The sequence below is a fragment of the Pantoea sp. CFCC18179 genome (genome assembly GCF_059412405.1).
On record NZ_JBNBPM010000010.1, the window covers coordinates 1 to 16,549 of the forward strand.

Below are 16,549 nucleotides of genomic sequence, written 5' to 3' on the forward strand. Positions count from 1 at the left end.
TGGCGGCTTTAGCGCGGTGGTCCCACCTGACCCCATGCCGAACTCAGAAGTGAAACGCCGTAGCGCCGATGGTAGTGTGGGGCCTCCCCATGCGAGAGTAGGGAACTGCCAGGCATCAAATAAGTGAAGAAGCCCTGAACAGTAGTTCAGGGCTTTTTTACGTCTGAATTTCAGATGAATTTCAGAGAAACACAGCAACAATCAGCTAATTTCCTCTGCCTTCAACAACTAAAACACTGGGCTTTTGCGAAAAACAGCAACAATCCCAACGAAAAATTCCTCTTCAGTCACAATTTGTCAGTCAGGATTAGCCAGAATTCCCGCAAGTAGCAAATTGATGCTTTACTCAATCCTTTGGCGCTAATTATTAGCATGGAAAAGAGGTAAGCATGACAAATTCACTACAACAAAAAGCAACACAGCCAGAGCCCACCGCTGACACTAAACAACGCATCTGGGCGATCGTTGGTGCATCGTCTGGCAACCTGGTTGAATGGTTCGATTTCTACGTCTACTCCTTCTTCTCACTCTATTTTGCTCATATCTTCTTCCCGAGTGGCGATACCACCACACAATTGCTGCAAACTGCTGGCGTGTTTGCTGCGGGATTTTTAATGCGACCAATTGGCGGCTGGCTATTTGGTTACATCGCCGATCGTCATGGGCGCAAAACGTCGATGTTAATCTCCGTCTGCATGATGTGCCTGGGATCATTAGTGATCGCTTGCTTGCCCGGCTATGGGGAAATAGGTTTAGCTGCACCCGTTATTCTGTTGCTGGCTCGCATGTTCCAGGGATTATCGGTTGGCGGTGAATACGGCACCAGTGCCACTTATATGAGTGAGGTGGCATTAGAAGGGCGGAAAGGTTTCTATGCATCATTCCAGTATGTAACGCTGATTGGAGGGCAATTGTTAGCGGTGCTGACTGTGGTTGTGTTGCAGCAAATCCTTAGCGATGAAGAACTTCGCAGTTGGGGCTGGCGCATCCCATTTTTCCTCGGAGCTGTATTGGCTGTCGTCGCATTGTGGCTGCGTCGCTCGCTCAATGAAACCTCTGATAAAAAGCATCGTGAACACCGCGATGCCGGCAGCATTATTGGGCTTTTGCGCAACCATTCACGTGCTTTTCTGATGGTGCTAGGTTTCACCGCCGGCGGTTCGCTCAGTTTCTACACCTTCACCACCTACATGCAGAAATATCTGGTTAACACTGCAGGCATGGATGCACGTAGCGCCAGTGGATTGATGACCGGGGCTTTGCTGGTATTCATGTTGATCCAGCCAGTTATAGGCGCGTTATCTGACAAAATTGGCCGTCGTGCATCAATGATGATTTTCGGTGCTGGCGCGGCAATTTGTACAGTGCCAATTCTCATGCTGCTACAAAACGTTCAGAGCAGTTGGCTGGCGTTTGCGCTGATCATGCTGGCGCTGCTGATTACCAGTTTCTACACCGCGATAAGTGGCATTTTGAAAGCCGAGATGTTTCCACCGGAAGTCCGCGCTCTAGGCGTCGGATTGTCGTACGCAGTGGCGAATGCGATTTTTGGTGGTTCAGCGGAGTACGTGGCGTTGCTGCTCAAAAAGGAAGGGATTGAAACCAGCTTCTTTTGGTACGTTTCGGCGATGGGCGCTTTAGCGTTTCTGGTTTCATTAATGCTGCACCGTAAAGGCAAAGGTATCGCATTGTAATTACTGGCTTAGATTCCAGAGCGCAATACCGCTAGCAGCACCAGCAATATCCCAACTGAGATCTTTCCAACTCCAGCCGCTCCCAGCAGAGCGGCTGTCATACAACTCCTTCCCAACACCAAAACTCAGTGAGAACAGGAAGCCAAAACGCAGATTTTGCCCGCGGCTTTGATGCTGATGTTGTGAAATCTCACTACCGGCAGCCGCCAACACAGCAGAGGAGAAAAAGTGTTCCGCTTTATCTTTGCCGGTCCAGCTATCTTGCGCCACATGCGCACACCCGCTACACAATAAAATCACGCAGAGGATGAGCGCACGCATTGGCTTACAGCAGACGGCTAATCAAACGGTCAATACGAATGCGGCGCAGGCGACGAATCAACTTACGCACCTTGGCTGGATAATCAGAGATGCTTTCCAGCTCGCGGAAATGCTGAACGACAGTGGTGTGCTGGCGAATCAAGGCCAACTCTTTCTCGCGCTGTTCGGCCAGTTGATTAAGTGGATCATGGATCAGCACCGCATTTTCAAGATCAAGTCGCCATGCGCGTGGATTGAGGTTGTTGCCGGTAATCATCATCCATTCGTCATCGACCCAAATGCCTTTGAGGTGATAACTGTTTTCGCCATCTTTCCATAAACGCACGGTGAGCTGACCGTTGTTGACGTAATACTGAAGTCGGCTAAGGAAGCGGCGCAGGTTGATCTCATAAAGATAGGGCAGCGCACCGATGATTTTAAAGGGTTGATCAGGCGGAATATAAAAGTCGTTCGCCGTTTTATCACCAATGATGATCTCGACTTCTTTACCTTGACGCAGCAAATGAATCAGGTTGCGTACCAGAATCGCTGGCAAGTTAAAGTAAGGCGTGCAAAGCGTCAGTTTACGCTCGGCGCAGGGCATCAAATGAAAGATGGTTTTGTTCAGCAGGCTACGTTTGCCTAAGCCAACCAATGGCGTAACAGCCAGTGATTCATTATCTGCATTGCCGGTAAATTGATAGTTAAAGCTGCGCAGATCCTGGCGGAACTGGCGCGTTTCGTTCTTAATTTCCGGGCTAGAAGGACGCTCAGATTGATCGAGTCTGTTAACCGCATCCGATTCTTTGAGGTTTTCGCAAATCCACGCATACATGGTATCGGTCAGTTGTGGATTACGGATCAACTGATAGCGATCGTATCGATATTTATCATGCTGATGGAGATAAACATCATTCAGGCTAGCACCGCTGTAAAGCAGCGTGTCATCAATGATAAAACCTTTCAGATGCAGCACGCCAAGCGCTTCACGGGTATTAACCGGAATGCCGTAAACCGGAATGGCGATGTCAGGATGTTGAGCCGCCATTTCACAATACCAATCGGCATTGGTCACGCTGCGCGCTGCGCCGATACGACCACGCTGCGCACGATGCCAGTCAACCAGGATGCAAACATCCAGCTCCGGACGTGCCTGACGCGCAGCGTACAGCGCCTGCATAATTCCCCGGCCGCCGTCATCATTTTCCAGATACAGTGCCGTAATGCAGATGCGCTTCTCTGCCGCCGCTATCTTCGTCAGCAGGGTTTCGCGAAACTCGGCAGGCGAGTAAAGCGTCGTCAAATCCGACACGGATTGTGACAGTTTAGGCAGCTGTGCGAGGTGTTGTTGGTGTTTATTGCGTTTAAATTTAGACAACATCACAGTGCACTTCTTCTCTGTTCATTGCATGGCCTTTTGCCATCAAATCATGATCCTAACGGTAAATAATACCATCAACCGGCCCGCAGAGGAGGATTTTTACCTTTCTGTACAGGTTAGCTGATTGCCTCTCCCAGCGGTAAGTTCAGGCTTACAATGCCATCATCTAATTGAATATTCACACGAAAATTGAGTTTTCTCGCCAACGTGATCATGCCGGTATTGTGCGGCATGGTGATACCGTTCAATTGTTGCAGGCCATGATCGCGCGTATAACGGATCATCTTTTCCAGCAAGCGTCTGCCCATCCCCAAACCTTTCAGGTCCGAACGCACCAGTACCGAGAATTCAGCATCAATGTTATCGGCATCCGAAATGGCGCGTGTCACGCCAATAATCTCGTCTGCGCCGTTGTGTTGACGTACCGCCACAATCGCCATTTCGCGGTCGTAATCAATTTGCGTCATGTTGGCCAAATCTTCATGAGTAAACTCATTGATTTCACTGAAATAGCGATAATAGAGATCTTCTTTGGTGACTTGGGCGATAAAGGCGCGTAACTGCGGTTCATCTTCCGGCAGAATCGGGCGGAACAGGCAATGTTGACCATCTTTCAACTCTACTTGTTCTTCCAGATGATGCGGATAAGGGCGAATCGCGAGGCGAGTTTCGTTATCGCCATGGAAAGGCGCTAGCTGCAATGTGACGTCCAACAGGGTAAATTCATTGGCTGAAGCCAGCAGTGGATGGATATCCAAACGCTGGATTTCAGGGCAATCCACTACCAAATTCGAAACCTGCACCAACAACTGGCTCAGCCCGGTAATATCCAGCGGTCGTAACGCGCTACGACTGCGCACCTTGCCACTTTTCATCGCCTGAATCACCAGATAGCGTGCCAGCGTCATGTTCAGCGGCGGCAAAGCCACAGCGGCTTGCTTGTCTGGCTGCCACTCCACACCGCCTTCACCCAACAGAATAATCGGGCCAAACAGCGGATCTTGCTCAACCACCACGCGTAATTCCTGCGCACCGGCCCGATTCGCCATGCTTTGCACCAGCAGGCCATCAATGTGTGCCAGCGGATGGGTTTCACGTACACGATCAAAAATGGCCTCAGCCGCCTGTTCCACTTCAGCGGCACTGCGCAGATACAACATCACGCCTTGAACTTCGGATTTATGTGGAATATCCGGTGAGCGCAATTTCAGCGCAACCGGATAGCCAATTTGATCGGCGATGCTGGTCGCTGCTGCACTGTCGTTGGCGATCCACGTTGGTAAGGTCGCTAATCCGTAAGCTTGCAACACCGGCTGCACTTCGTGGGTATCTAAGGTAGTGATGCCTCTATCCAGTGCTTGCTGAATCAACTGATGTGCCTGCGCGCTGTTCTGGGTTAAACCGAGCGGTAGCGCGGGCGTTTCACGTAACTGCTTCTGATTGCGACGATATTCCACCTGATGCATAAACGCGGTCACGGTACCTTCTGGCGTGCGCCACGTAGGAATTCCGGCCTGAGTAAATGCGCGCCTTGCTGCCTGCGATGAGTATTCGCCGCACCAGTTGGTGAGCAAGGTGATTTGTTTGCCACGAGGATGTTTAGCCACCGCCGCAATAATCTGCTCGGCGGTTTCACTGGCTGGTGAAACGGCACTTGGCGCGTGGATGATCATCAAGGCATCAAGTTCATGGCTATCGAGCAACTGTTCGATGCAGGCGACATAACGTGCTGGCGTCGCGTCATCTTTCAAATCGAGCGGATTGCCGCGGCCCACGCCTTCCGGCAGCCATCTTTCTAGCGCCTGCAAGGTTTCATCACTCAGCGTGGCCAGTTTTCCGTTACGCGCATACAGCTCATCAAGCGCCAGAGCCGCGGGTGCTGCGCCATTGCTAATGATCATCAAGCGATCACCGCGCAGCGGGCGCATATGACTCAGTGATTCCACTGCGGAAAACAACTCATGCGTATCCTGCACACGCAATAAACCTGCACGCTGGATTGCCGCATCCCAGGCGGCATCCAGCCCGCTATGGCTGCCGATCATCGCTTGTGCTTGATGGCTGCGTCCGCTTTTAATCACCAGGATCGGTTTATTACGTGATGCGCTTCGCGAGGCTGAGACAAAGCGGCGGGCATCACTGAGATGTTCGAGATACAGCAGAATGGCGCTGGTTTTTCCGTCACGTGCAAGAAAATCCAGCAAATCATCAACGTCGATATCGAGGCTGTCACCCAGCGCGATAAACCACGAAAAACCGAGATTACGCTGCTGCGCCCAATCAAGAATGGTGTTAGAAACTGCCGCTGATTGCGAAATAAAGGCAATGCGTCCTTTGGCAATCGGCACGGGTGAAAAGCTGGCATTCAGTCCTTGCCACGGTGCCAGCAAGCCTAAGCTATTCGGGCCGAGCAGGCGAATTTGCCATTGGCTGGCGCAGGCTTTCAACTCTTCCAATTGGCTGGCGGGCGCAGACAGGATAATGCACGCCTTACAGCCTTTTTCACCCAGTTGCTGTAACAGTTCGAGATTGCGTTTGGCGTGGGTGCAAATGATGGCGAGATCGGGTGCGAAGGGCAGGCTGGCGATATTCGGCCAGGCAAGCACGCCACTCACGGCTTTATACTTTGGCGTCACCGGCAAAACTGGGCCGCTAAATCCGCCTGCCAGCAGGTTACGCATCATAAAGTAACCGGCGCGTCCGGGCGTAATTGACGCACCAATCACCGCAATTGATTTAGGTCGTAACAGCGCTTCCAGTCCGCGTTGGCTCATCATCCGCTCCTGCTATCAAGATTGGCATGATTGTAAACGCTTTTTACTGCGCGTGCCGATTCGCCGATCGCAGGCTGAGAGCCAGCTTCAGAAACCGTCGCTCAAGGCGGCCTCTTTCGCGTGAATGGGATGATGCGGTTTCCCTGCCAAATAAGCATGGCGGAAGCGTTCAAAGTAGCGTTGCAGTTCAGCGGCGGCGACGACATCGCCGGCTTGCTCCAGCAGCGCGGCAGCGACTTCAGCGGTGCAGTGCTGGCCTATGCCGTGAGCTTCACGCAGCGTGTAGCGCGAAGGCGTCGAGACATCCAGTGACATCACCGGAAATGCATCGAGCCACGGACTTTTGCGAAACATTTTGCGCGCTTCGGTCCAGGTGCCATCCAGCATGATAAACAGTGGCGGTTTGCCGCTGAGTGGCGGGGTAGTGAGCACCTGACGATCGGCATCCGCATACGAACCTGGGAACACCACCAGTGGTTGGTAATCACTGTTTTTTACTGCTGCGAGCAACGCTTCATCCGGTTCCGTACGCGACCAGCCAAACGCCAGCGTGTCTGGCAACACATCGGCGATCAATCTGCCGGTATTGCTCGGTTTCATCGGTTCGGTATCAAACATCACCAAACAAAAACGGCTGCGCGCATCTTGCGGTTGCATGGTGGCGCACAGACAGTTCTTCTGCGGCAGCAAGCAGCGTTGGCAGCGCAACACGCGATTACCGCGCGCAAGAAACGGGCGCGTGGCGCGCGCTAAACGTTGCGCACGTAAGCGCAGAACGGCATTTTCAGACATAGATTCGTAGGCAGGGAAAAAACGCCAGTGTAATGGAATTAGCCGGGAAAGGTAATAAGGAGGGCCAACACGTGGCTGGCCTAACGGCTTACAGGGATTCGTCGAGCCATTCGTTGAAAGGCGCTTTTGGCATCGCACCGTTCAGCATGTCGACCATTTCGCCATTCTTAAACAGCATAATGGTTGGAATGCTGCGAATGCGGAAACGCGAACTCAGTGCCGGTTCGGCTTCGGTGTTCACTTTCACAAAACGCACTTTGCCACGGCGTTCGTCGGCAACGTCTTTAAACACCGGCGCGAAGTTAACGCACGGGCCGCACCACGGCGCCCAGAAATCGATCACCACCGGCAAGTCGTCCTGCAAAAACTTATCCAGCGTAGCGGCTGTTGCGTTAGCCACTTCGCCATTGAAAAGCTCGCCGCCGCAGCGTCCACATTTCGCGCCATCGGCAATACGCGCTTCGGGCACGCGGTTGGTTGCCTGACACGAGGCACAAACTGTATTCATATTTACCTCAATCCGGACCTGTAAATCTCATGATTGCCGGACATTATTAAAAGGTTGAGTGCTATGCTCAATCTGGATTACCCAATAGGTTCAATAGATGATAGCTAAGCTCCGACACATCAGGTAATCTTCGCGCTCTCAATGCAGGAGGAACAGATGAACGACGAATTTAAAGGCAAAAGCGGCAAGGTAAAAGTGATGTACGTACGTGATGAGGATGCCGGTCAGAAGCCTAATCCTCGTACCGGTAAAGGCGGCCGTCCTGCTGCACGCCAGGAAGATAATCGTCGCTCTGGTCCTCGCACTGCACGTAATAATGAAGAAGGCAGTGGCCGTAGCGGTGCTCCACGTGGCGCGCGTAGTGAAGCGGGTGGCCGCAGCTCTGCACCACGCGGTGCGAGCAATACCGAACGTGGTCGCAGCTTTGGTCGCCGTGACGATCGTGCTGATGACAACCGTAGCTTCGGCGATTCGCCATGGCGTACCGTTTCTCGTCCGCCGGTAACGGATGAGAGCCAACTGGATGATGCGGCAAGCAACAAGCCGGTGATCGATCCTGAGCAGATTCGCCGTCAGCGCCAGGAAGAGACGCGCGTTTACGGTGAAAACGCCTGTAAAGCGCTGTTCCTGAGCCGCCCAGAAAGCATCGTGCGTGCGTGGTTTATCCAGAGCGTCACGCCGCGTTTCCGTGAAACCCTGCGTTGGTTAGCGGCTAACCGCAAAGCCTATCACGTCGTGGATGATGCCGAGCTGACCAAAGCGTCTGGCACCGAACACCATGGCGGCGTGTGTTTCATCATCAAAAAACGTATGGGCATGCCTGTTACCGAGTGGCTGAGCAAAGCACCAACCAAAGATTGCGTGCTGGCGCTGGAAGATGTCAGCAACCCGCATAACCTCGGCGGCATCATGCGTAGCTGCGCGCACTTCGGCGTGAAAGGTTTGCTGGTAAACGATGCTTCACTGCTGGAATCGGGCGCCGCTGTGCGTACCGCTGAAGGGGGTGCTGAGCACGTGCAAGCGATCAGCGGCGAGAGTTTTGCCGATGGCCTCGAAGCGTTCCGTAAAGCGGGTTACACCATTGTGACTACGTCAAGCCACGAAGGCACGCCACTGGCGAAAGCCGAGCTGCCAGCCAAAATGGTGCTGGTGCTGGGCCAGGAGAGCGAAGGTCTGTCAGACAGCGCGTTCCAGCAAGGTGATATCAGCCTGTCGATTGGTGGCACCGGCAACGTTGAAAGCCTCAACGTATCGGTGGCAACCGGCATTCTGCTTGCCGAATGGTGGCGTCAGAACGCATAAAAAAACGGGCCGCAAGGCCCGTTTTTATTTTCACCGCTTAGTGAGCGCCACCCCCGCCACTGCCCGCACCAAATGGCGGACGCGCAAACCACACCAGCACCAGCAACAGCAAGAACACTCCCGCCGATGCCCAGAAGATCTCATTCGCTGAGATAATCAGGCCCTGATTAGTAATTTGCTGCGCGATATACGCCGACGCCTGTTGTTGCGTCATGCCCAGGCTTTGCAGTTGGTCGTACATCTGCTGTGAATTGACGTTGAACGGGTTCACCGACTCCGACAAATAGCTGTGATGCATGGATTCGCGATCGGTCCACATGGTGGTGGTGATCGACGTACCAATCGAACCCGCCAGGGTACGCACGAAGTTCGACAAGCTTGATGCCGCCGCCATACGTTCCGGTGGTAATCCCGACAGCGTAATGGTGGTCAATGGCATGAAGAAGCATGCCACCGCGAAGCCCTGAATAAATTGCGGCCACGCCGACGCACCAAAGTCCATGCCCGGTTCAAAAGTATAAGCGCGCCAATAGAAACACACGGCGTACATGATAAAGCTGAAGGTTACCAGCTTGCGCATATCCAGCTTGTGCGCGAAGCGGCCAATGATCGGCGACAGGATGACTGGCAGAATGCCTACCGGCGCCGACGCCAATCCGGCCCAGGTGGCGGTGTAGCCATATACCTCCTGCAACAGCTGCGGTAGTAACACTATCGAGCCGAAGTAGAGCATGTACGCCAGACTTATCGACAAACAGCCAATGGTGAAGTTGCGCATCTTAAACAGCGATAGATCGACTATCGGGTGATCGTCGGTGAGTTCCCACACCAACAACACCAGCAGCGCCACCACCGCGACCACCATCAGCACCACAATCTCGGTTGAGCTGAACCAGTCGAGTTCTTTGCCGCGGTCGAGCATCACCTGCAACGATCCGATACCGACCACCAATAGCACCAAGCCAACCATATCGATCGGGCGGATTTCGGTTTTGGTTTCACGTCCACGCAGCGTTTGCAACGTTAACAGCACCACCACTAAACCGATCGGCACGTTGATGAAGAAGATCCAGCCCCAGTGATAGTTATCGCTGATCCAGCCGCCGAGAATCGGGCCGCAGATCGGTGCGACGATCACCGTCATCGCCCACAGTGACAGCGCTACGCTGCGTTTTGCGGGTGGATAGTTATTCAGCAGCAAACTTTGCGACAGCGGAATCAGCGGACCGGCAACCACACCCTGAATCACACGGAAGAAGATCAGCATTTCCAGGCTTTCGGACATGCCACAAGCCCAGGACGCGAGCACAAACAGAATGGTGGACCACGTAAACAGCTTCACTTCGCCAATGCGTTTCGCCAACCAACCGGTGATCGGAATCGAGATGGCATTCGCCACCCCGAACGAGGTAATCACCCATGTGCCCTGCGAGTTCGAGGCGCCAAGGTTACCGGCGATGGTCGGAATCGCCACGTTAGCGATGGTGGAATCGAGGACCTGCATAAACGTCGCCAACGACAGGGCGATGGTCATCAGGACTAACGGCGCACCTTCAAGCGGTTTTTGTGCCATCACAGCCTCCCGCGGCGTTATTCAGCGTTGGCACGAACGATGTCAGTAATCAGCTGGTTAACCGGCGCGAGGTCGATTGCCAAGGCGTTACTTTCATACGCAGCTTGCGAACGCACCACGCTTGCCAGCGTTGCGCCATCTTTATTCTGCGTGTCGATTTTCACCAAGGTAGAGAGACCAATGCGCAGCGGATGTTGCGCGACTTGCTGCGGATCCAACTCGATACGTACTGGGAGACGCTGAACCACTTTGATCCAGTTGCCGGTGGCGTTCTGTGCAGGCAGCAGCGAGAAGGCGCTACCGGTGCCCATATCCAGACCAACCACTTTGCCGTGATATTCAACGTCATTGCCGTAAATATCGCTGATCACCGTGGCTGATTGTCCAATACGCACGCCAGCAAGCTGCGTCTCTTTAAAGTTGGCATCCACCCACAAATTGTTGGCGGGAACCACGGCCAGCAGCGGGGTGCTGGTGGTGATTTGCGAACCAACCTGCACGCTACGACGCGAAATGAAGCCATCAATCGGGCTACGAATTTCAGTACGCTGCAAGGCCAACCAAGCATCACGCAATTCAGCAGCACTCTGTTGTACCGCAGGCTGATTTTCCAGCGAGGTATTCAGAATCATTGCCTGATTAGCATTGTATTGTTGCACCGCGACATCCAACTGCGCTTTCGCTGTCGCCACCGCATCACGCGAGTGTTGCAGCTCTTCTCGACCAATCAGATTGGATGCACCCAGCGGCTCGCGGCGTTTCAGGTCTGATTCGGCCTGATCCAGCGCAGTTTGCTGAAGTTTGATGGTGGCTTGATACTGCTTGCCATTAATCATTAATTGATGGGTTTGACGCACGCTGGTGGCCAATGAGGTCTGCGCTTTTTCAAACGCTTGCTCCGCATCAGTTTTATCCAGCGAAACCAGTACATCGCCTTTTTTCACCACATCGGTGTTATCAAACCACACTTTATTCACGCTACCGGAAACCTGTGCCATCACCTGCACCTGGTTGCCTGCAACGTACGCATCATCGGTTTCCTGGAAGTGACGCAGCACCAAATACCAGTAAGCCAGGTACGCCACGCCAATTAATACAAACACGATAGCCAGCAGGATAAGCACACCTTTGCGCTTCTTCTTTTTATTTGCTGGCTGTTGCGGGCTTTGAGCTTCCGCTGTCGCACTCATGTTGTTCTCCACGTTTTCCATTTAGTCGGGATGTGCTGATCCTTCAACACGGTTGCCCGAGTCGAAAAAGCCAGCACTTAGAGCGCTGGCCGGACAAAAGGGGATTAAAATAGCGATTTCGGAAGGTGATTGTGTCGCACTTCTTGCTATTAGCGCGACAGGGAAGCGATAACCTGATCTTCGTCCATTTTATCAAGGCGGTTAAGCAACTTACGGGTAATCGCTTCAAGCTGATCTTGTTCGTTAGTTGAAAGCGAAGACCACAAATATTGCAGGCTCTGATGCTGTGGTGGCAGCAGCTGACGTAAGAATTCGTTACCTTTTTCGGTCAAGTGCAGATGCAGGCAACGGCGATCGTTTTCGCTTTCACGACGCTCAATCCAACCGCGCTTCTCTAGCTCATCGGCGATGCGCGTGGCATTGGTACGTGAGGAACCCAGCGCTGAGCTTAATTCTGATGGCTGAATGCTTTGATTTTCCTGCGCATCCAGCGTGATCAACGCCATGAATAAGGTCTCGTTAATTCCCTGCGCCTTCAACATTTTGTTGCGATTATCCAGCAGTTTTCCCTGCATGTGCATGCACAGGCGGGTCAGAATGATCTCCTGCAACGGAAAATCTTTATGGCGGTTAGCACGGATGTTTAGCATCTGTTCAATCGGGGAAAACGAACTTTCCATTTTAAAAAAACCTCTTAGTTGCAACTGGTATAGTAATGATGGTGACAGATTAAGCGTAGTCATATTTTCCGCCAGTGATTGTTCGCACGATCACATTGTCAACATATGACATCCAGGTTGTTCCTTAACCTTGGGCGGTTTGCCCTGATAGCGCGCCAGCAGGTGAAAATGGACGCTATCATCAATGCGCTCAGCGAAACCTTTTTAGCGATAAATAATTTCGCGAGAAAAAATAACTGTGGTGAATAACTGCGCTGCTAACCATAACAAACCCAATCATCAATGAACAGTATTGCTCAACAAATTGGTCTCATCTTTACGATTTCTAAACACTTTTGCAATGCAGGATACGCACTAAAATCAATGTGTTGATTAACATCCTCTTAACAACAACGCCCAATGCCCCGTACCAGGAAAATGATGGAATTCGATCGCAAGATTGGAAGGTCATCAAATCTGCCGCTGCGGGCATCAGCTGAGTTGGGCTAAACACGTCGCCCAGGTTGACAGCATTCATGGCGTGAGAATGGGGGAAATAATCATATGTGGGTAATAGTAACCCAAAAAATTATTACATTGATGTGTTAATTAACAGGACGTACCAGTGCGCTATAGCGTACGCTGCGTTTAAATTAACTGGGATGGTTGATAAAACGGGACGGATTAATGTGTTTCGAAAGCAGGCCGGCAAGCATGCCGACCTGAAAGAGTGGCGTGTATTACTTAACTATTTCGCTGCGGCTTGGGCATCTTGCACCCACTTATCAAATTCTGCCTGGTGACCTTTAATCCAGCCATCCACGTGACTATTGATATCCGCTTCAGAAGCATGACCTTCATGCATCGCCGCGTTTTCGGCATTGATATCCGCCAGTGGCAGCTTCATCTCAGCAAACAGTTTCGCTGCTGCTGGGTTTTTCTCTGCCCAGGCTTTGTTCGCCACAATGTGCATGGTATTGACTGGGAAACCGTAGTTTTTGCCATTAGGCAATTTGGTGTCGACCTTGCTCTGCGCGCCAGGCATTGATGAGAACGGTACCTGCAACCACACCACATCTTTGCCCGGTTTCAGTACATCGCTGACCCAATATGGCGTCCAGGTGTAATAGAAAATCGGTTTGCCTTGCTTAAAGCGGGTGATGGTATCGGCAATCATCGCCGAATAGTTGCCTTGGTTGTGCTCCACGCTGTTGCTGAGTTTAAAGGCGTCAATCTGGTGATTAATCACCGCTTCACAGCCCCAACCTGGCGTACAACCGGTCAGATCGGCTTTGCCATCGCCATTGGTATCAAACAATTTGGCAATCTTCGGATCTTTCATCTGCTCGATATTGGTGATGTGGTATTGCTCGGCGGTTTTCTTATCGATCAAATAACCTTGCGCAGCACCGGTCACGTAGGTGCCCTGGCGATAGAATTTCGCATCGCCACCGGCAGCGGCATACATATCATCGTGCAGCGGCTTCCAGTTGGTGGCGATAAAGGTCGCATCACCCGCAGCAATGGTGGTGTAAGCCACGTTGTAATCCACTTCGCTTGGCTTCTCAACGGTATAGCCGAGCTTCTCTAACGCGCGGCTGACCAGCAGCGTCTGAAACGTCTCTTCAGAAATGGTGCTTTGAGCAGGTTTAACGGTGATGCCTTTACCGGGCAGGTCGGCGGCGGACACGTGCGTCGCGGCGAACGTCGTCAGGACGGCGGCGAATAGAGCTGTCTTGCGCATAGTCATTCCTTATTTTACGTGTTACGTCGGAGACGGGCGGCCACAACGGACCGCCCAATAAATCAGGCTTTTTTACTGAAAGGGCGCAGCAGCAGGCCAAGTGGACCGGTGCTGTACCAATGGCGGCTACCACGGCTGCGGCTATCGCGGCCCATGGATTGCGTCAGACGATCAAGGATGATGGCGAGGATCACGATGCCCACGCCGCCAACGGTGGCGAGGCCCATATCAAGACGACCAATGCCGCGCAGCACCATCTGACCCAGACCACCGACGGCGATCATCGAGGCGATCACCACCATCGATAGCGCCAGCATCAGTGTCTGGTTGACACCCGCCATAATGGTTGGCATTGCCAGTGGCAATTGCACTTTGAACAGCATCTGCCTTGGGCTGGCACCAAAGGATTCACTGGCTTCGATCAGGTCAGCGGGCACTTGCTTAATGCCGAGAATCGTCAGGCGTACAATCGGCGGCAGCGCAAAGATGATAGTCACCACCACGCCTGGCACATTGCCAATACCAAACAGCATGACGATCGGCACTAAATAGACGAACGCTGGCGTGGTCTGCATCGCATCCAATAACGGACGGATAATGCGTGCGGCACGTTCACTGCGCGCCAGCCAGATTCCCAGCGGCAAGCCAATGACGATACAGAACAGCAGGGCGGTCAGCACCAGCGCCAGCGTCACCATCGCCTGCGACCACGCACCAATCGCGCCAATGGCAATTAACGAGATCAAGGTGGCGAGACCCATTGCCGGGCTGGCAATCTGCCAGGCGATCAGCGCAAACACCACAATCGCCACCGGCGCAGGCATGCCCAGTAACAACTGCTGGAAGGCGCTGAGGATATAATCCACCGGCACGCGAATGCCCTGGAACAGCGGGCGGAAATGGCTGACCACCCAATCGATGCCTTCGGTGACCCAGCTGTCCAGCGGAATCCAGGTTTTATGGAACGGATCCATGATGTTGAAATGTTCCGGTGCAGGAGCGGGTGCACTGCTTAACCAGTCGCTGCCACTGCTCGCCGCACTGCTGGCGGCATCGTGACCGCCGCTGCTAGCGGCTGTTGGATCACCCCACGCATCAGCACCGCCGGAACCGCTGTCGGTTGGTGCTGCGCTGCTGGCACTGTCGCCACTCGACCACGGATCGCTACTGCTGGCGGCGGCGTTGGTGTCGGCGGCGGGTGTGGTTTGGCTGGCGCTTTCCCACGGATTGGCTGTTTGTTCACTCATAATTAGGCTCCTTCACGATCTAAAGCGCGCAATAGCATGCTTTTCGAAATGATACCGACGTACTGATTCTCTTCGCCGACCACCGGCACGGCGCACGGGGCTTGCGCCACATGCGACAGCAGATCGTTCAGCGAGGTATCGGCAGTCACCGCCGCAGGAACCTCAAGTAGCGCGCTGTCGAGACCTTCTCCGGCTGCCAATGCAGCTTTCAGAGAATCGGTTGACACCACGCCAACAAACTTCTGTTTTTCCAGTACATAACCAAATTCGCGGTCTTCATCCTGCAACAACTTGATGGCGGATCGCGGACCAAAACCGGCGGCTTTACGAATCAGCGCGCCAGCGCTTCGACGGGCAATATCTTTGGCGCTGAATACGTGGCTGATATCGACGCCACGGAAGAAGGTGCGCACATAATCGTTGGCAGGATTATTGAGAATTTCATCCGGCGTACCGACCTGTACCACTTCGCCGCCTTGCATAATGGCAATGCGATCGCCAATACGCATGGCTTCATCGAGATCGTGAGAAATAAATACGATGGTGCGCTGATGTTTCGCCTGTAATTTGACTAATTCATCCTGCATTTCAGTACGAATCAGAGGATCGAGCGCGGAAAAGGCTTCATCCATCAATAAAATATCGGGATTAATTGCCAATGCGCGCGCTAATCCAACACGTTGACGCATGCCACCAGAAAGTTCATCAGGATACGAATGGGCGTAATTATCCAGCCCAACCTGACGTAGGGCTTCCAGCGCTTTTTCCTGACGTTCCTGCAAGGGCACACCGGCTAATTCCATGCCGAAGGCGGCATTATTTAGTACCGTCATATGTGGCATTAGCGCGAAGGATTGGAATACCATGCTGATCTTATTTCTGCGCACTTCACGCAGTTCGGATTCCGATATTTTAGCGATATCGACACCGTCGATGATTACCTGGCCGCGAGTGGGCTCGATCAGACGATTGAGAAGGCGAACCATGGTGGACTTACCTGAACCTGAAAGCCCCATGATGACGAATATCTCGCCTTCTTCAATGGCCAGACTGGCATTTTTGACGCCGACTGAGAGACCGGTTTTTGCCAGAATACTCTCTTTGCTTTCCCCTTTTTCAATCAGCTTAAATGCCTTTTCGGGGTTGTCCCCAAATACTTTATATAAATTCTTTACTTCGAGTTTAATTGCCATGCAGTAATTAATTTCCCGGTTAATGTTTAACTATTTCTTGTTGTGGTCCTGGTCAAATTTAAGCGCCCTATACCGTAGCATAGTGAGAATATCTGACAACCCTGAATGGGAATATTGGCGGAGGCAGAGAGGTAACGATTGGCAATAATTCCAGTGCTCACAAGGGGTGCGCGCGGATGAATTTTTTGTCTC

The 16,549-nt window shown here is 52.7% G+C and carries 13 protein-coding genes and 1 rRNA gene; 3 read left to right on the forward strand and 11 right to left on the reverse strand.

The features are described 5' to 3' along the window. Together rrf and ACPUC7_RS17715 are read left to right on the forward strand one after the other, a co-directional pair. A 5S ribosomal RNA gene (gene rrf / locus ACPUC7_RS17710) occupies positions 1-114 on the forward strand; the annotation flags it as partial. 275 nt (positions 115-389) lie between these two features. Further along, on the forward strand, positions 390-1,694 hold the full coding sequence (locus ACPUC7_RS17715) for an MFS family transporter (RefSeq protein ID WP_494923895.1): 1,305 nt from the start codon (positions 390-392) through the stop codon (positions 1,692-1,694). On the opposite strand, the gene ACPUC7_RS17720 is transcribed toward ACPUC7_RS17715, so the two are convergent. From ACPUC7_RS17720 to trxC, 5 genes are all read right to left on the reverse strand, one after another. Beyond that, positions 1,695-2,015: a YfiM family lipoprotein gene (locus ACPUC7_RS17720; RefSeq protein WP_494923896.1), complete on the reverse strand. Its 321-nt coding sequence runs from the start codon at positions 2,013-2,015 to the stop codon at positions 1,695-1,697. Between the two features lie 4 nt (positions 2,016-2,019). Then, positions 2,020-3,375 (reverse strand): CDP-diacylglycerol--serine O-phosphatidyltransferase, encoded by a 1,356-nt coding sequence (pssA, locus tag ACPUC7_RS17725; protein ID WP_494923897.1) that lies wholly within the window; start codon positions 3,373-3,375, stop codon positions 2,020-2,022. Between the two features lie 116 nt (positions 3,376-3,491). After that, a complete protein-coding gene (locus ACPUC7_RS17730) occupies positions 3,492-6,149 on the reverse strand; it encodes a bifunctional acetate--CoA ligase family protein/GNAT family N-acetyltransferase (RefSeq protein ID WP_494923978.1) in 2,658 nt (885 codons plus the stop codon). Between the two features lie 87 nt (positions 6,150-6,236). Continuing rightward, complete coding sequence (locus tag ACPUC7_RS17735; protein WP_494923898.1) at positions 6,237-6,941, reverse strand: tRNA-uridine aminocarboxypropyltransferase; 705 nt, start codon at positions 6,939-6,941, stop codon at positions 6,237-6,239. 88 nt (positions 6,942-7,029) lie between these two features. Continuing rightward, positions 7,030-7,449 carry a thioredoxin TrxC gene (gene trxC / locus ACPUC7_RS17740; protein WP_343553882.1) on the reverse strand — a complete coding sequence of 140 codons (420 nt, stop codon included), beginning with the start codon at positions 7,447-7,449 and terminating at the stop codon, positions 7,030-7,032. A gap of 156 nt (positions 7,450-7,605) precedes the next feature. Here trxC and ACPUC7_RS17745 point away from each other — a divergent pair, with 156 nt between their 5' ends. Further along, positions 7,606-8,751: a tRNA/rRNA methyltransferase gene (locus ACPUC7_RS17745; RefSeq protein WP_494923899.1), complete on the forward strand. Its 1,146-nt coding sequence runs from the start codon at positions 7,606-7,608 to the stop codon at positions 8,749-8,751. Between the two features lie 37 nt (positions 8,752-8,788). Here ACPUC7_RS17745 and emrB read toward each other — a convergent pair whose 3' ends face one another. The 6 genes from emrB to proV form a co-directional block, all read right to left on the reverse strand. Then, positions 8,789-10,327: a multidrug efflux MFS transporter permease subunit EmrB gene (gene emrB / locus ACPUC7_RS17750; RefSeq protein WP_343553880.1), complete on the reverse strand. Its 1,539-nt coding sequence runs from the start codon at positions 10,325-10,327 to the stop codon at positions 8,789-8,791. Positions 10,328-10,341: 14 nt separating this feature from the next. Beyond that, positions 10,342-11,514 (reverse strand): multidrug efflux MFS transporter periplasmic adaptor subunit EmrA, encoded by a 1,173-nt coding sequence (gene emrA, locus ACPUC7_RS17755; RefSeq protein WP_494923900.1) that lies wholly within the window; start codon positions 11,512-11,514, stop codon positions 10,342-10,344. Between the two features lie 149 nt (positions 11,515-11,663). Continuing rightward, a complete protein-coding gene (gene mprA, locus ACPUC7_RS17760) occupies positions 11,664-12,194 on the reverse strand; it encodes a transcriptional repressor MprA (RefSeq protein ID WP_343553878.1) in 531 nt (176 codons plus the stop codon). A 727-nt stretch (positions 12,195-12,921) separates the two neighbouring features. Next, on the reverse strand, positions 12,922-13,923 hold the full coding sequence (proX, locus tag ACPUC7_RS17765) for a glycine betaine/L-proline ABC transporter substrate-binding protein ProX (protein WP_494923901.1): 1,002 nt from the start codon (positions 13,921-13,923) through the stop codon (positions 12,922-12,924). A gap of 56 nt (positions 13,924-13,979) precedes the next feature. Further along, entirely contained in the window at positions 13,980-15,164 is a 1,185-nt protein-coding gene (gene proW / locus ACPUC7_RS17770) for a glycine betaine/L-proline ABC transporter permease ProW (RefSeq protein WP_494923902.1), read from the reverse strand. A 2-nt stretch (positions 15,165-15,166) separates the two neighbouring features. Continuing rightward, complete coding sequence (gene proV / locus ACPUC7_RS17775) at positions 15,167-16,357, reverse strand: glycine betaine/L-proline ABC transporter ATP-binding protein ProV (protein WP_343553875.1); 1,191 nt, start codon at positions 16,355-16,357, stop codon at positions 15,167-15,169. Positions 16,358-16,549 lie beyond the last annotated feature (192 nt).

Excerpts from the sequence above, each read along its gene's own strand:
- mprA (WP_343553878.1), bottom strand. The coding sequence starts at position 12,194 with ATGGAAAGTTCGTTTTCCCCGATTGAACAGATGCTAAACATCCGTGCT.
- ACPUC7_RS17720 (WP_494923896.1), bottom strand. The coding sequence starts at position 2,015 with ATGCGTGCGCTCATCCTCTGCGTGATTTTATTGTGTAGCGGGTGTGCG.
- emrA (WP_494923900.1), bottom strand. The coding sequence starts at position 11,514 with ATGAGTGCGACAGCGGAAGCTCAAAGCCCGCAACAGCCAGCAAATAAA.
- ACPUC7_RS17730 (WP_494923978.1), bottom strand. The coding sequence starts at position 6,149 with ATGAGCCAACGCGGACTGGAAGCGCTGTTACGACCTAAATCAATTGCG.
- proW (WP_494923902.1), bottom strand. The coding sequence starts at position 15,164 with ATGAGTGAACAAACAGCCAATCCGTGGGAAAGCGCCAGCCAAACCACA.
- proX (WP_494923901.1), bottom strand. The coding sequence starts at position 13,923 with ATGACTATGCGCAAGACAGCTCTATTCGCCGCCGTCCTGACGACGTTC.
- proV (WP_343553875.1), bottom strand. The coding sequence starts at position 16,357 with ATGGCAATTAAACTCGAAGTAAAGAATTTATATAAAGTATTTGGGGAC.
- ACPUC7_RS17735 (WP_494923898.1), bottom strand. The coding sequence starts at position 6,941 with ATGTCTGAAAATGCCGTTCTGCGCTTACGTGCGCAACGTTTAGCGCGC.
- ACPUC7_RS17715 (WP_494923895.1), top strand. The coding sequence starts at position 390 with ATGACAAATTCACTACAACAAAAAGCAACACAGCCAGAGCCCACCGCT.
- ACPUC7_RS17745 (WP_494923899.1), top strand. The coding sequence starts at position 7,606 with ATGAACGACGAATTTAAAGGCAAAAGCGGCAAGGTAAAAGTGATGTAC.
- pssA (WP_494923897.1), bottom strand. The coding sequence starts at position 3,375 with ATGTTGTCTAAATTTAAACGCAATAAACACCAACAACACCTCGCACAG.
- trxC (WP_343553882.1), bottom strand. The coding sequence starts at position 7,449 with ATGAATACAGTTTGTGCCTCGTGTCAGGCAACCAACCGCGTGCCCGAA.